Origin of the sequence: Lamprobacter modestohalophilus, assembly GCF_016583905.1 — a bacterium.
Classification (GTDB): domain Bacteria; phylum Pseudomonadota; class Gammaproteobacteria; order Chromatiales; family Chromatiaceae; genus Lamprobacter; species Lamprobacter modestohalophilus.
The window spans coordinates 48,973-63,599 of sequence record NZ_NRRY01000018.1; the positions used below are offsets into that span (position 1 = coordinate 48,973).

General features: G+C 61.3%; 14 protein-coding genes. 3 read left to right on the plus strand and 11 right to left on the minus strand.

Annotated elements, in window-relative coordinates:
• Window positions 1-59: 59 nt before the first annotated feature.
• The 5 genes from pheA to uvrC form a co-directional block, all read right to left on the minus strand.
• On the minus strand, window positions 60-1,145 hold the full coding sequence (gene pheA / locus CKO42_RS12110; protein ID WP_200244197.1) for a prephenate dehydratase: 1,086 nt from the start codon (window positions 1,143-1,145) through the stop codon (window positions 60-62).
• A gap of 63 nt (window positions 1,146-1,208) precedes the next feature.
• Window positions 1,209-2,390 (minus strand): NAD(P)-dependent oxidoreductase, encoded by a 1,182-nt coding sequence (locus tag CKO42_RS12115; protein WP_200244198.1) that lies wholly within the window; start codon window positions 2,388-2,390, stop codon window positions 1,209-1,211.
• A gap of 5 nt (window positions 2,391-2,395) precedes the next feature.
• On the minus strand, window positions 2,396-3,475 hold the full coding sequence (gene serC, locus CKO42_RS12120; protein WP_200244199.1) for a 3-phosphoserine/phosphohydroxythreonine transaminase: 1,080 nt from the start codon (window positions 3,473-3,475) through the stop codon (window positions 2,396-2,398).
• Between the two features lie 88 nt (window positions 3,476-3,563).
• Window positions 3,564-6,200 carry a DNA gyrase subunit A gene (gene gyrA, locus CKO42_RS12125; RefSeq protein ID WP_200244200.1) on the minus strand — a complete coding sequence of 879 codons (2,637 nt, stop codon included), beginning with the start codon at window positions 6,198-6,200 and terminating at the stop codon, window positions 3,564-3,566.
• A gap of 535 nt (window positions 6,201-6,735) precedes the next feature.
• On the minus strand, window positions 6,736-8,571 hold the full coding sequence (uvrC, locus tag CKO42_RS12130) for an excinuclease ABC subunit UvrC (protein WP_200244202.1): 1,836 nt from the start codon (window positions 8,569-8,571) through the stop codon (window positions 6,736-6,738).
• Between the two features lie 173 nt (window positions 8,572-8,744).
• On the opposite strand from uvrC, the gene CKO42_RS12135 reads away from it, so the two are divergent.
• The 3 genes from CKO42_RS12135 to CKO42_RS12145 all read left to right on the plus strand — a co-directional run bounded on the left by CKO42_RS12135 (window position 8,745) and on the right by CKO42_RS12145 (window position 11,065).
• Window positions 8,745-9,914, plus strand: coding sequence for an alkaline phosphatase family protein (locus tag CKO42_RS12135; RefSeq protein WP_200244204.1), 1,170 nt, complete (start codon window positions 8,745-8,747; stop codon window positions 9,912-9,914).
• A 53-nt stretch (window positions 9,915-9,967) separates the two neighbouring features.
• On the plus strand, window positions 9,968-10,783 hold the full coding sequence (locus tag CKO42_RS12140) for an undecaprenyl-diphosphate phosphatase (protein ID WP_200244207.1): 816 nt from the start codon (window positions 9,968-9,970) through the stop codon (window positions 10,781-10,783).
• Between the two features lie 63 nt (window positions 10,784-10,846).
• Window positions 10,847-11,065, plus strand: coding sequence for a hypothetical protein (locus CKO42_RS12145; protein WP_322826383.1), 219 nt, complete (start codon window positions 10,847-10,849; stop codon window positions 11,063-11,065).
• A gap of 109 nt (window positions 11,066-11,174) precedes the next feature.
• Here CKO42_RS12145 and pufA (CKO42_RS12150) read toward each other — a convergent pair whose 3' ends face one another.
• The 6 genes from pufA (CKO42_RS12150) to pufM form a co-directional block, all read right to left on the minus strand.
• Window positions 11,175-11,363, minus strand: a complete 189-nt coding sequence (pufA, locus tag CKO42_RS12150) for a light-harvesting antenna LH1, alpha subunit (RefSeq protein ID WP_420844292.1) — start codon at window positions 11,361-11,363, stop codon at window positions 11,175-11,177.
• Window positions 11,364-11,450: 87 nt separating this feature from the next.
• On the minus strand, window positions 11,451-11,594 hold the full coding sequence (pufB, locus tag CKO42_RS12155) for a light-harvesting antenna LH1, beta subunit (RefSeq protein ID WP_200244210.1): 144 nt from the start codon (window positions 11,592-11,594) through the stop codon (window positions 11,451-11,453).
• A 184-nt stretch (window positions 11,595-11,778) separates the two neighbouring features.
• A complete protein-coding gene (pufA, locus tag CKO42_RS12160) occupies window positions 11,779-11,970 on the minus strand; it encodes a light-harvesting antenna LH1, alpha subunit (RefSeq protein ID WP_200244212.1) in 192 nt (63 codons plus the stop codon).
• Between the two features lie 98 nt (window positions 11,971-12,068).
• Window positions 12,069-12,290 (minus strand): light-harvesting antenna LH1, beta subunit, encoded by a 222-nt coding sequence (gene pufB / locus CKO42_RS28505; RefSeq protein ID WP_420844293.1) that lies wholly within the window; start codon window positions 12,288-12,290, stop codon window positions 12,069-12,071.
• An 11-nt stretch (window positions 12,291-12,301) separates the two neighbouring features.
• Window positions 12,302-13,645, minus strand: coding sequence for a photosynthetic reaction center cytochrome PufC (gene pufC / locus CKO42_RS12170; protein ID WP_200244213.1), 1,344 nt, complete (start codon window positions 13,643-13,645; stop codon window positions 12,302-12,304).
• Entirely contained in the window at window positions 13,642-14,625 is a 984-nt protein-coding gene (gene pufM / locus CKO42_RS12175; protein ID WP_200244214.1) for a photosynthetic reaction center subunit M, read from the minus strand. Before pufM ends, pufC begins: the two co-directional genes overlap by 4 nt.
• Between the last annotated feature and the right edge of the window lie 2 nt (window positions 14,626-14,627).

A 14,627-nucleotide genomic window follows, 5' to 3' on the forward strand; every position in this document is an offset into this window, starting at 1 on the left:
CGCTTCGTTGGCCCAGGCCAGCACGCGCCAGCATGCGCATCCACGGAGGTCAGCGCATCCTAGAGCACGGCCTCCGGATAGGAGCCAAGCACTTTGCACAAGTTCGCAGCGCCCTTCAGCTCAACGAGCGCTGCCTCAACCTCGGGCGACTGCCGGTGCCCGCAGACATCGACAAAAAAGACGTAATCCCACACACCCTGGCGAGAGGGCCGGGATTCGATTCGGGTCATGCTCAGGCCCTGTTTCGCAAACGGGGTCAACAACCGATGCAAGCCACCCGCCTCGTTCCTGCACGACAACAGCATGCTGGTTTTATCATGCCCGCTTGGCGGCGAATCCTCGGAGCCGATGACCAAGAATCGGGTGGTATTGCCGGGCTCGTCCTCGATGCGCTGCGCCAATACCCTCAGCGCATAGAGTTCGGCAGCGGCCTCACTCGCCACCGCCGCAGCGTCCTCTGCCGCCGCCGCGCGCTTTGCCGCATCGGCATTGGTCCCAACCGCGACGCGCTCCGCATTCGGCAGATAGCGATCGAGCCAGCCGCGACATTGAGCCAGCGATTGCTGATGCGAGTAGACCCGCCGAACCGCACCCAGATCCTTCGCGTTCGATAGCAAATGGTGATGGATGCGCAGCGTCACCTCACCGGCGATCAGCAGCGGCGAACGCATGAACATGTCGAGCGTGTGGTTGACGACCCCTTCGGTCGAGTTCTCGACCGGCACCACACCATAGTCACAGGCGCCCGCCTCCACCTCGCGAAAAATGTCGCTGATCGCACCGAACGGCTGGGCATGGACCGAGTGGCCGAAATGCTTCAGCGCCGCGGCCTGAGTGAAGGTGCCCTGCGGCCCCAAATAGCCCACCTTCAGTGGCTTCTCGAGCGCCAGACAGGCCGACATGATCTCGCGGAAGAGCCGCGCGACCTCTTCACCGTCGAGCGGGCCGGGATTCTCGGCCTTGATCCGTCGCAAGATCTCGGCTTCGCGCTCCGGCCGGTAGTATTTGACCGATTCGCCGTGGGCATCCTTGATCTTGGCCACAGCTTGGGCGCAGGCGGCGCGCTCGGAGATCAACCGCAACAGATCGGCATCGATGGCGTTGATCCGCTCGCGTACCTGTTGGAGCTGATCGTCGCTGGTCATGAGTCCCGGGAACGCCTGTTGATCACAGAAACCTCCACTCGACCACCTTGGGTCAACATCGTCTCAGGCTTGGACGGCATCAGGCAGACAACGCACTGACAACACACCGTCGATACCGGCGATGCGCTGCACCGTCTGCTCCTGACAGGGCTTGTCGATATCGATCAGCGTCACCGCCAGATCGTCTCGCGAGCGGTTCAGCATATCGATGATATTCAAGCCATCCTCGGCGAGATCGGTTGAGATCTGCCCGAGCATGTTCGGCACGTTGCGATTGACCACCACCATCCGATGCCCACCGTTGCGCGGTAGATGGATCTCAGGGAAGTTGACCGAATTGCTGACGTTGCCATCCTCAAGATAGGCGCGGACCTGATCCGCCACCATCACCGCGCAATTCTCCTCCGCCTCGCAGGTCGAGGCGCCCAAGTGCGGGAGGGTGACCACGCGCGGATGCGTCTTCAGCAGATTACTGGGGAAGTCGCAGACATAGGCGTAGAGCTTGCCGGCATCGAGCGCGGTGACTGCCGCATCGTCATCGATGATGCCATCACGGGAGAAGTTGAGCAGGACCGCCCCATCGCGCATGCTCTGGATGCGCTCGGCATTGATCATATGCCGGGTCTTGTCGGTCAATGGCACATGGAAGCTCATGAAATCGGAGCGCGAGACCAGATCATCGATCGACAGCGCGCGCTCGACGTCGGCCTCCAGTTTCCAGGCACTGCGCACGGTGATGCTGGGATCAAAGCCGATCACCTTCATGCCGAGCGCCCGTGCGGCATTGGCGACCAAGACGCCAATCGCACCCAGTCCGATCACGCCCAAGGTCCGGCCCGGCAGCTCGAAGCCGACGAACTGCTTCTTTCCGGCCTCGACCGCCTTGCCGATCGCAGCATCATCGCCCTCGAGTTCGCGGGCAAACTGCCAGCCCTGAGCAATATTGCGCGCCGCCAGCAGCATGCCGGCCAGCACCAGCTCCTTGACCGCATTGGCATTGGCGCCCGGGGCGTTGAACACCGCGATGCCGCGCTCGGTCATCGCCGGCACCGGGATGTTGTTCACGCCCGCACCAGCGCGGCCGATCGCCTTCAGACTCGCGGGCACCGGTAGATCGTGCATCTTTGCCGAACGCACCAGGATCGCATCTGGATGGCTGAGTTCAGATGCAACCTCGAACTGCTCGCGCGGCAGCCGATTGAGGCCCGCCACCGAGATGTTGTTCAGTGTCTGGATCTTGTACACCCCATTCACCCCTTGGTCCGCTCGAACTCAGCCATGAAGGCGATCAGCGCATCGACACCGGCCTCTGGCATCGCATTGTAGATGCTTGCGCGCATGCCGCCGACCGAGCGATGGCCCTTCAGCGTCAGCATCCCGGCCGCCTTGGCCCCGGCGAGGAAGTCGGCATCCAGCTCAGGATCGGCGAGCGTGAAGGGCACATTCATCCAGGAGCGCGACGCCGGCTCGACCGGATTGGCGTAGAAGCTGGAGCCGTCGATCGCAGCATAGAGCTTCTCGGCCTTACGCCGATTGATCTCGCCCATGCCCTCAAGCCCACCGAGATCCTTCAACCATTTGAACACCAGACCGGCCAGATACCAGGCATAGGTCGGCGGCGTGTTGTACATCGAGCCGCTGTCGGCGTGAACACGATAGTCGAACATGGTCGGGGTGCCGCTCAGCGGCTCGCCGATCAAGTCGTCGCGGACGATCAGGATGGTCAGCCCAGCCGGGCCGATGTTCTTCTGCGCACCGGCGTAGATCAACCCGTAGCGCGAGACATCGATCGGCCGCGACAGCAGCGTTGATGACATATCGGCCACCAGTGGCGCCGAGGACTCGGGAATGTAAGGAAACTCGACGCCCTCGATGGTCTCGTTTGGCGTGTAATGAAGGTAGGCCGCATCCTCAGACAGCGCCAGCTCCGACTGCGCCGGCGCGCGCACGAAATGCTCGGGCTGCGTGCTGGCCGCGACATGCACGGCGCAGAACCGATGCGCCTCGGCGATCGCCTTCTTCGACCAGCTGCCGGTATTGAGATAATCGGCCTTGCCAACGCGCCCGGATAGGTTCATCGGCACCATCGCGAACTGGCTCGAGGCGCCGCCCTGCAGGAACAGCACCCGATAGCCTTCGGGAATCGCGAGCAGTTCGCGCAGGTCTTGCTCGGCCTGCTCGGCAATGCTCATGAACTCCTTGCCGCGGTGGCTCATCTCGGCCACGCACATGCCGCTGCCGTTCCAGTCCAGCATCTCTTCCTGGGCTTGGCTGAGCACTGGCTCTGGCAGCATCGCCGGGCCGGCGCTGAAGTTATAGGGTCGAGACATCAGCGGTACCTTCTTCTGGGGTCAATCAGTTGGATTCGGGCAGTTGGATTCGCGCAATTGGATTCAGGCAGTTGGATTCGGGCGCGCATTAGTCGAGATCAGCGTCGTTGCCAGCGCCATTACCAGCCGGATCATCGCCGGTCGAATCGTCGCCAGGCAAACCCTCATCGCTGAGATCGCTGTCCTCATCATCGCCATTCAACGCGATGATGCGCTCGAGACCAGCGAGGCGCTGATTGTCGCCGAGATTGATCAGCTTCACACCCCAGGTGTTACGACTGAGGATCGAGATATCGTCGACGCCGGTGCGCACCAGGGTACCGGCCTCGGTAATCAGCATGATCTCATCGCCGGGCCGCACCAGCACCGCCCCGACCTGCTCGGCATTGCGCTCGCCGATCCGCATCGAGATCACCCCCTTGGTGCCACGGCCCTTGGTCGGGAACTCCTCGATCGGCGTGCGCTTACCTTGGCCATTAGCGCCGACGGTGAGGACCGTACCAGGCTCAGCCACCAGCAGCGAGATCACGCGCTGACCCTCGCCGAGCGAGATGCCGCGAACGCCATGCGCCGTGCGCCCCATCGAGCGCACCTCGGATTCATTGAAGCGCACCGCCTTACCGGCCGAGCTGAACAGCATCATATCCTGACGACCGTCGGTCACCGCAACGCCGATCAGATACTCGTCCTCGTGCAGGTCGATGGCGATGATGCCGCGTGATAGCGGACGCGAGAAGTCCGATAACGGCGTCTTCTTGACCGTCCCCTTGCTGGTGGCCATGAAGACGAAGCTGCCCTCCTCGTACTCGGGCACCGGCAGCGTGGCATTGATGCGCTCTTCCTTTTCCAGCGGCAGCAGATTGACGATCGGCCGCCCGCGGCCACCATAGCTCGCCTGCGGCAGCTCGTAGACCTTGAGCCAATAGACCTTACCGTGACTCGAGAAACAGAGCACGGTGTCGTGCGAGTTGGCGACGAAGAGGCGATCGATGAAGTCCTCGTCCTTCAGATTCGACGCACTGCGACCCTTGCCGCCGCGGCGCTGAGCCTGATACTCGGCAATCGGCTGGGCCTTCACATAGCCGGCATGCGAGAGCGTCACCACCACATCTTCCGGCGCAATCAGGTCCAACAGCGAGATATCGGCCTGGTCCTCGGTGATCTCGGTCCGGCGCTTGTCGGCGTATTGATCGCGAATCGCGGTCAGCTCATCGCGAATCACCTGCATCAGCCGGTCCGGATCGCGCAGGATCGATAGCAGCTCGGCGATGGTCTCGAGGATGGCCTCGAATTCCTTGATAATCTTGTCTTGCTCGAGCCCGGTCAGGCGCTGCAGCTGCAGGTCGAGGATCGCCCGCGCTTGGCGCTCACTGAGCCGATACAGACCATCCTCACGCAGGCCAAAACCGGCGTCGAGATCATCCGGCCGGGTCTCATCCGCACCGGCGCGCTCGAGCATCCCGGCCACCTCGCCAGCGGCCCAATCGCGCGCCATCAGCCCTTCGCGGGCATCGGCCGGGCTGGCCGAGGCCTTGATCAGCGCGATCACCTCGTCGATGTTGGCGAGCGCGACCGTATAGCCTTCTAACAGATGGGCACGGTCGCGCGCCTTGCGCAGCTCGTAGATGGTGCGGCGGGTGACGACATCGCGCCGATGGCGCAGGAAGTACTCAAGCATCTGCTTGAGATTCAGCGTGCGCGGCTGGCCATCGACCAAGGCGACCATATTGATGCCGAACACGGTCTGCATGTTCGTGTGCTGATAGAGGTTATTCAGCACCACGTCCGGGTAATGATCGCGCTTGATCTCGATCACGACCCGCATGCCGTCCTTATCCGACTCGTCGCGCAGCTCGGCGATGCCCTCGAGCTTCTTCTCGCGCACCAGTTCGGCCATCTTCTCGAGCATGCGCGCCTTGTTGACCTGATACGGCAGCTCGGTGATGACGATGGCCTCGCGCTTGCTGCGCGACTCGGTCTCCTGATGGGTGCGCGCACGCAGCCGGATGCGACCACGGCCAGTGCGATAGGCCTCGCGGATGCCACGGATGCCGTTGATGCTCGCGGCGGTCGGGAAATCCGGACCGGGCACGATCTCCATCAGGCGCTCGATCGTCACCAGCGGATCTTCGATGATCGCCAGGCAGGCGTCGATGATCTCGCCGAGGTTGTGCGGCGGGATGTTGGTGGCCATACCGACCGCGATGCCGGAGGAGCCGTTGACCAGCAGGTTCGGGAAACGCGCCGGCAGGACCGTCGGCTCCTGCTCGGATTCGTCGTAGTTGGGGATGAAATCGACCGTCTCCTTATCGAGATCATCGAGCAGCGCGTGCGCGATGCGCGCCATGCGCACCTCGGTATAGCGCATCGCCGCCGGCGAGTCGCCATCGACCGAGCCGAAGTTGCCCTGGCCGTCGACCAGCATATAGCGCATCGAGAACGGCTGCGCCATGCGCACGATGGTGTCGTAGACCGCGGTATCGCCATGCGGATGGTACTTACCGATGACGTCACCGACGACACGGGCCGACTTCTTGTACGGCTTGTTCCAATCGTTACCGAGCACGTTCATCGCGAACAGCACGCGTCGATGCACCGGCTTGAGGCCGTCACGCACGTCCGGCAGCGCACGCCCGACGATCACGCTCATCGCGTAGTCGAGGTAAGACTGGCGCATCTCGTCTTCGAGATTGACCGGCAAGACTTCTTTCGCGAAATCGACCATCGCTCTTTATAGACTTCCTAAAACGGGGGTGTGTTGCGCCTGGTGGGGAGCAGTCGGGCGGCCCCGGCAACCGGGCAAAACGCGAGAGAATGAAGTCGTGATCGAATCCACCGAGGCCGGGCAAACAAACTAGGCAAACAAACTAGGCGACCTAACTAGGTAACCAAACTAGGCACAGCGGTAACACGACGCTCTATCGCAAGCGATAAAAGCCCGTCATCATACCACTTGAAGCCATCCAATATCGCGCCGGGAGCGGCTACTGCCGAAAAAGCGCGCCTGGTCTGCGCTATCCTCGCAGCACCAAATCAACTGGCCACTCAATCTCTTGCCGCTGTATCAGCCCAGCCTAGCGCCAGGCGCTCGCTGTTATGGCCGCTCGACCTGATTGCCGGACAACACTGACCCAAAAGCCCAGCTTCCACCGGATCTTCGCATCCGCGAATCAGGGTGCATGGCTATAACCCGGACGGAAAACAACAGCGTCGTGTTGGCCAACCATCCCTCAGTGCCATCAGACCGCCGCAAGAACCGGCTAAGTCCGCTCAGACTCGGCGTGCAGTGCATCGTGGATCTGGCGCGCCAGCTCTCGGCTGATACCATCAACGCGGGCGATATCATCCGGCGCCGCACGTGCCAGCCCGCGCAGCCCGCCGAAGGCGCGCAGCAGATTTTGCCGGCGCTTCGGGCCGATGCCGGGGATACCCTCGAGCGTGGATGTCCTGCGCGCCTTATCACGCCGCTGCCGGTGCCCAGTGATCGCGAAGCGGTGCGCTTCATCACGGATCTGCTGCACCAGATGTAGAGCGGGCGATTCAGCGCCGGCAATGATCGCCGCATCGCCATCGGCCAAACCCTCCGCGAGCCACAGCTGCTCGGCTCCCGCCTTGCGATCTGGTCCCTTGGAGACACCAACCAACTTGACCCCATCGATCCCCAGCTCGTCGAGCACAGGCATGACCGCACTGAGCTGACCTTTGCCGCCGTCGATGAATAGCAGATCCGGCAGGGGAACCTCGCCGGCCTGAACCCGGCGGTAACGGCGCAGCAGCGCCTGCTCCATCGCCGCATAGTCGTCGCCGGGGGTGATGCCGTCGATGTTGAAGCGTCGATAGTCGGACTTGCGCGGCCCTTGGTCGTCGAACACGACGCAGGAGGCCACCGTCAGCTCGCCGCGGGTGTGACTGATATCGAAACATTCCATGCGCTGTGGAAGCGCATCAAGACCGAGCAGATCGCGCAGCGCCTCCAGTCGGCGCGCGTAGCCAGCCCGGCTGCCGAGGCGCGTCTTCAGCGCCAAGGCAGCATTGTTGACCGCCATCTCGACCCAGCGCGCACGCTCGGCACGCAGTCGATGCTTCAGCGCCACGCGCCGACCGGCACGCTCGCTCAGCGCCGCGGTCAAGAACTCGGCCTCATCCGGCTCGGCATTCAACAGCACCTCTGGCGGGATCTCCTTATCGACGTAGAACTGAGCCAAAAAGGCCGAGAGCACGGTCGCTTGATCGGCATCGGCGGGCACCTGCGGGAAGAACGCCTTGTTGCCGAGGTTGCGTCCACCACGAATGAAAAAGACTTGGACGCAGACCGTCCCGGCCTCCTCCACCGCCGCGATGATGTCGACGTCCCCGCCATCGGCGGTGACGTATTGGCGTTGCTGGATGCGCTGTAAGGTCGCGATCTGATCGCGCAGCGTCGCCGCACGCTCGAACTCGAGCGCCTCCGCAGCCTGCTCCATACGCTGGCCGAGTTCAGCGATGACCTCGTCGGTACGCCCCTCCAAGAACTTGATGCTGTCCTGGACATCGAGTGCGTAGTCCTCGGCGCGCACCAGTCCGACACAGGGACCGGTGCAGCGCTTGATCTGATACTGCAGGCAAGGCCGCGTCCGGCTGCGATAGAAGCTATCGCGGCACTGCCGCACCGGGAACAGCTTCTGCAGCAGCTGTAGCGTCTCGCGCACCGCCCAAGCACTCGGATAGGGACCAAAGTAGCGGCCCGAGCCCTTGCGCGCACCACGATAGAACGACAGCCGCGGAAACTCGTCTTGGGTGCTCAGATAGATGAACGGGTAGCTCTTGTCGTCGCGCAGGAGCACGTTGTAGCGCGGCTGATGCGTCTTGATCAGATCGCTCTCGAGCAGCAGCGCCTCACCCTCGGTACGGGTCACGGTCACCTGAATGTCGGCGATCTGCGCCACCATCACCTGCAGCCGCCGATTCAGTGCGCGGCCGAAATAACTGCTGACGCGGCGCGTCAGGTTTTTCGCCTTGCCGACATAGAGCACAGTGCCAGCCTCATCGAGCATGCGGTAGACGCCCGGATCAGCCGGGATCTGCGAGACTGCGGTGCGATGATCGAAGGACGACATAAGGGACGCGATCGAGATGACTGAGCGGGGCCGCTAAGCGCGCATGCGCGGCAGATGGGGATTATAGCGAGGCGCACTCACTCCATAGCGCGTCGCCAACGCAGACGACGAAGCGCGGGGTTCACGATCGCCGAAAGCTGGTCCTGCCAGAGAGGCTACCGTATCCTGCCGCAATGCATGTTCCAAACTACCAAGGCGGCAGCATCGTCAACCTGATGCAGTCGCTGATCGAAGCGCGCGGCCATCGGCCTGACGATGCAGAGCCCTATCCCGAGGCGCCGTTGCTGCCCGCGGCCGAGATCCGCAAGGCGCGTCACGTCCTGCTACTGGTCATTGATGGCCTCGGCGACGATTGGCTGCGACGGCACTCACCCGATGGACCTTTAGCGCGGCATCGGCTCGGCTCGCTGACATCGGTATTCCCACCCACCACCGCATCGGCGATCACCACCTATCTCACGGGTGATGCGCCGCAGCAGCACGCGATGACCGGCTGGCACATGTGGCTGGCGGAGCTTGGCTGCGTGCTCGCAGTACTTCCAGGCAAGCCAAGATATGGCGGCAGCGGCTATCAACAAGCCGGCATCGACGTTCAGCAGCTCTATCGCCACCGCTCGCTGTTCGCTTACCTGGACACCGCTTCTGCCGTCATCTCACCGCGCGCGATCGCCCGCTCGGAGTACAATTTGGCGCACCTCGGGCCGGCTCGGCTGTTTCCATATAAGGGCTTGTCCGGGATGTTCAGCGTCATTGCGAAGACCGTCAAGCGAGCGCGCGACCCAACCACCCTCTACGCCTATTGGCCCGGACTCGATAGCCTTGGCCACGAACAGGGCATCGAGAGCCCGCAGGCGCTTGCCCATCTCGACGCGATCGAACAGGGCCTGAGTCTGCTCATGAAGCGTCTCGCCGGCACCGACACCTTGGTGCTGATCTGCGCCGACCACGGACAGCTCGATACCGAGCCAGCGCGGATCACCGAGCTCAGCAGCATTCCAGCGCTTGCTGACTGCCTGCGTATCCCACTCTGTGGCGAGCCACGCGCCGCCTACTGCTATGTCCGTCTCGATCAGGGCGCGCGCTTCGAACGCCTCTGTGTGGATCATCTCGGCCAGGACTTCGAGCTGTTCCGTAGCACCGATCTGATCGACCAGGGGCTGTTCGGGCTCGGGAAGCCGCACCCTGACCTGCAAGAGCGGGTTGGCGACTACTGCCTAATCGCGCGCGACCGGGCCGTTCTTCACCAAACACTCATCGGCGAAAAGCCATTCCAGCAGATCGGCGTGCATGGCGGCCTCAGCTCGGCCGAGCTGATGGTGCCCCTGTGCCGCTTCGACGCCTGAGCGCTATACTCTCGCTCCCGCGCACCACGACCCGCTGTTGAAGGACCCACTGAATGGACGTCGTCCAGATCGTTCTGCTCGCCGCTGTGCAGGGCTTGACCGAATTTCTCCCCATCTCGAGCTCGGCGCACCTCATCGTGACGCCGATCGTCTTCGGCTATGAGCTTCAGAGCCTTGCCTTCGATGTCGCCGTGCACCTTGGGACATTGGCCGCGGTGATGCTGTACTTTCGCCATGAGCTAGCGACGATGACGCTTGCCGTCGGCGGCGCTATCCGCACAGGCTCGCTTGCCGATCGCAACGCCCACCTGGGATGGATGATCCTGATCGCGACCTTGCCGATCCTGGTGCTCGGTTTCCCACTGAAGACACTGCTCGAGGTTATCCGCGAAGACGAACACCTCGTGCAGGTCGTCATCGCCAGTACAACCATCGGCTTCGGCCTGTTGCTCTGGCAAGCCGACCGTCTTGGCAAGCGCAGGCGAGACGAATACAAGCTGGGCTGGCGCAGCGCACTCCTGATTGGACTCTTCCAAGCGATAGCGATCATTCCCGGCACCTCGCGCTCAGGTATCACCATGACCGCAGGTCTGTTCCTTGGGTTGACTCGGGAGGCGGCGTCGCGCTTCTCGTTCTTGCTCTCGATACCCACCATCCTGATCGCGGGACTGCTAGAGACCAAGGAGCTCATCGAATCACCAGACCCGGTCGCTTGGGGCCAGCTGTGGCTTGGAGCCGCACTCTCGTTCGCCATCGCCTATCTAACGATCCATTTCTTCTTGCGCTTCATCGAGCGCATCAGCATGTTCCCGTTTGTGGCCTATCGCCTCATACTGGGTCTGCTGATTTTTTGGGTCGTCCTACTTTGAGAGATCGCCGCTATCGCCGACCTGTTTCATAGCGGCCGCATCATCGATATCATCATCTTGCTGGTGATACTCGAGACCGCGGCCTTGCTGGCCTATCGTCGCATCACTGGTCGAGGTCCGAGGCCGCAAGCACTATTGCCAACGCTCGCCTCTGGCCTGCTGTTGATGCTTGCGCTGCGCGCCGCCATCGCCGACCTCCGCTGGGAGTTCATCGCTTTGCCGCTGACCATAGCCTTGGTCACGCACCTCGTTGACATCGCTCAACGCTGGCGCGGGCAATAAGCACAGACCGATGCCCACAAAAAAAGGCAGCTCCCGCTGCCTTTTCTCGCTGCGCGAAACCCGGCAGGACGCCGGGTCCGCACAGCGGCTCGAACGTTGCTCGCCCGAGTCAGACGACAGACATGACCTGCGAGATCATGGCCGCTGCATCGCTAACGGCGGGGCCACCCAACCAGTTGAAGTCAGCGCTGCTGAGCAGGATAAAGTGAATTAGCAGGGCTAACACGAACAAGAATCCAAACAGCGCTACCAAGGCGCGACGTGGATCAAAGATCTGCCAAATTTTGTGCATGGGCATTCGAGTTCTCCTGAAGTAATTGCGGGCAACGGCGGCTTCTGCGCTTCGTTCCCGTCAGAAATCTAGCTGGTCTACCCGAGGTTCGGATTACAACCAAGGACGCCAAAACCAAGCCAGCAAATGTGCAAACGCGGCAACACCAACGAATGCGGAAAAGCTAGACATGAAGATGCCGTGAAACTCCTGGGCCTCTTCTTCAGTCAGGCCGGTTAGGCTTGCGTTATCAGCCATGGATTCAACCTCCGGATTTCAATAAAGGCCTCTCGGCCATTGACCGCGATACCCCCGCGGTGGGGTCGCCCTAAGGGCGTTAAGCGACCGAACCCGAGCTCTAAGCCTCGAGATCCGACAACGCGATGGAGGGGTCGAGCACCTCAATCTCAAAGAACAGTCGCCGCTTCTCACTCCGCGACTATCAGTTGATCGTGCGCGTTGGCGGCATCGCCGACATACTACTCGCCGGAGCCTGCAGCGCGTTGTTACCCAACCAATTAAAGGCAGGTGACATCAACAACATGAAGTGAATCACCAACGCCAACGCGAACAAGAAGCTCATAAGCCCGATTAGGCTTCGGCGTGGATCAAAGATCTGCCAAATGCGATGCATCAGTTTTCTCCTTTGGAAAGCCTGGCAGAGATTGGCAGACAGCGACTGTCAAACAAATCCCCACCTCGTTCATGATCGACCCTGTCAATCAGCAACCACTACAGCCAGGGACGCCAAAACCATGCGAGCAGATGCGCAAATGCCGCAACACCGACGAATGCGCTAAAGCTTGACATAAAAATACCGTGAAATTCTTGGGCTTCTGTTTCGGTCAGGCCCGTCAGGCTTTTGTTATCAGCCATGGTAATTACCTCTGTGTCGTTTTCAGGATTGACCTTACGGTCATCGTTTCCACCCAGATGGGCGGGGTGATCCGTCACCCTGGATATTCCTACCGAGTTTGTGGGGCCGGCGGATACTGTAGCGGTGCCGGCGGATAGCGCATCATCGATGGCGGCGGATACTGAAGCCGAGGCGGATACTGTTGAGGCTGCTGCTCGATCGGAGCGTCAGCCGTCGCCTCTGCTGGCTCTTCTTCCGCAGCCGCCTCAGATGCTGGCGCTGGCTGCTCAGCCTTTGCCTGCTCATCGGTCGCTGCAGCCTCTGCTGCTGGTGTAGGCTCAGCTACATCGGGCATTTCAGCCTTAGCTTGTGCCGGTGGTGCGTCTCCTTCAGAGGCCGCAGCCGCTGCCTCTTCCGCTGCCTTCTTCGCCGCGAGGCCACCCTCAGGGATGGGACCTTGCAGGGACGGATAGTCCTTCACCATCGGTGCACCGTAGAGCGGCTTGTAAGCGCCTTGGTGGCACGTGGCGCAATAGACCTTGTACACATCGCCCAACGGACCCTTACGCGAATCAGGAAGAATCTCTGTCAGCGGCACAACATAATCGTTGTTCAGCTCCCTCACGTGGCGGATAGCGTACCAAGCGGTGGTCCGCTGTGGTGGGCTCTGATCCCAAGAGTAGAACGAACGAGAGTTATGGCAGTAGGTGCAATTCACGCCGAGCGCATCGGACATGTGCATCATCAGCCCATAGGTCCATTCCGCCTGCTTGATCGACCGACGGTTCCCCTGCGGAAGCACGGTATCGCCGATGACACGAATGTCGTTGTCTTGCAGCAAGTAAGGCGTGAACGGATCATAGGGCAGCGACGAGTAGGCAACAGACGCGGCAGCAATATTCTGCCCAGTCGGTGCCAATGCGGTCGGCTGACCTGGACCTGGATCGGTCACCCAGACGTATTCCGGCACTGGATTTCCACGATGGCAGGTATAGCAAGTGATACCAGTATCCGCGACATGGTCCTTCCAATTGGCGTTGGTATCCTGCGTCATCTGCAGCATCCTGCGCGAGGTGACCTTGGTATAGATACCGTCTTCCTCGAAACCGCCATCGCTCACGTGGCAGTAATAGCAGCCTTGCTCGGGCGCCACCCAATTGGTCAAAGCGACCATGAGCCGGTTGAACTCATTGACCGTCAGATTGCCAAGCACCTGGACGTTCTTGTAGACATCCTTCGCCAGCGGCCCACCCTCAGCTGCAGCCGGAATTGCATCCGGCGGCACATTGGCCTCGAGCGAAGCTTGCAGCAGCCGCGGGTTATAGTTGGTCTGCATCTGCAGACCACGATACCCGTTCTGGATCGTTTCGGGCGGAGGCGCCTCGCAGCCAGCGAGGATCGCCGAAGCGCCCAATGCCGCGAGTACCGCCGTCTTACGGTTTAGAAACTTCATTGCGACACCCCCTGCAGCAGGGACGGATCCTGGATCGTCATCTCTGATGGGTAGGGAGCGACGATACCGTGCTTGATGCCCCACAGATACCAGTTCTCAACCACAGTACCAGTCAATAAGATTCCGATACCGGCGGTAATCACCGTCAGAACCGCGAACCACCAAGCCCAACGATGGATGGATTCCATGGTGGCGTTAAAGCCCATGGTCCAGCGCCAGAACAGCATCGCACGCTCAGAGGCCGTACCACGACTGGTGATCTGATCGATCTCACGGTCGCCGCCGTAGCGAGAGACACCCAGGATCGTGCCACCGTGCATGGCGAATAACACCGCAGAGCCATAGAGGAAGGCAATCGACAGCGCATGGAACGGGTTGTAGTAGAAGTTGCCATAGCGAATCGAGATCGCCGCTGTCCAGTCGAGATGCGGGAAGATCCCGAATGGCACGGCCTCGCCCCAGCTACCCATCAGCACGGGCCGAATGAAGCCCAACGTCAGGTAGAAAAAGATCGCGGCAGCAAACGCCCATGCGACATGAGTGCCAGTGCCAAGTGCGATCGCGCGCTGGTAGGTCCGAATCCACCAGAGGATGATCGAGGCCGTCAGGAAGAACCCAGCCATCAACCACCAGCCACCGTCACCCAATGGTGGGATGCTCAGCCCGTAGGCTGGCGGTGGCGGCTCAAGTGCCAGCCAGAAGAAGTTCTTAACGAACTGAATTGGGCTCCAGTCGACCGACGCCAACATATTGAAGCCGATGATCTCGACGGCAATGAAGCCACAGATCAACGAAGCAATGCCGGCAAACCCAAAGTAGATCGGTCCAATCTGGGCGTCGCCAATCTTGCCGATCCAATACGAGAACCACGGAAAGACCGGTTTCCCTAGGCGCGGCAAGCTACTATCCGGAAGGTCTACACCCGGGTAGCCCGGCTCGCGGACTTGAACCCGCGTGAAGATATTTTGATACTCAGCCATAT

Bases quoted from the DNA above. Each gene is read 5' to 3' on its own strand.
- pufC (WP_200244213.1), bottom strand. From the start codon at position 13,645: ATGAAGTTTCTAAACCGTAAGACGGCGGTACTCGCGGCATTGGGCGCT.
- pufB (WP_200244210.1), bottom strand. From the start codon at position 11,594: ATGGCTGATAACGCAAGCCTAACCGGCCTGACTGAAGAAGAGGCCCAG.
- pheA (WP_200244197.1), bottom strand. From the start codon at position 1,145: ATGACCAGCGACGATCAGCTCCAACAGGTACGCGAGCGGATCAACGCC.
- pufA (WP_200244212.1), bottom strand. From the start codon at position 11,970: ATGCATCGCATTTGGCAGATCTTTGATCCACGCCGAAGCCTAATCGGG.
- serC (WP_200244199.1), bottom strand. From the start codon at position 3,475: ATGTCTCGACCCTATAACTTCAGCGCCGGCCCGGCGATGCTGCCAGAG.
- CKO42_RS12135 (WP_200244204.1), top strand. From the start codon at position 8,745: ATGCATGTTCCAAACTACCAAGGCGGCAGCATCGTCAACCTGATGCAG.
- pufM (WP_200244214.1), bottom strand. From the start codon at position 14,625: ATGGCTGAGTATCAAAATATCTTCACGCGGGTTCAAGTCCGCGAGCCG.
- uvrC (WP_200244202.1), bottom strand. From the start codon at position 8,571: ATGTCGTCCTTCGATCATCGCACCGCAGTCTCGCAGATCCCGGCTGAT.
- gyrA (WP_200244200.1), bottom strand. From the start codon at position 6,200: ATGGTCGATTTCGCGAAAGAAGTCTTGCCGGTCAATCTCGAAGACGAG.
- CKO42_RS12140 (WP_200244207.1), top strand. From the start codon at position 9,968: ATGGACGTCGTCCAGATCGTTCTGCTCGCCGCTGTGCAGGGCTTGACC.
- pufA (WP_420844292.1), bottom strand. From the start codon at position 11,363: ATGCCCATGCACAAAATTTGGCAGATCTTTGATCCACGTCGCGCCTTG.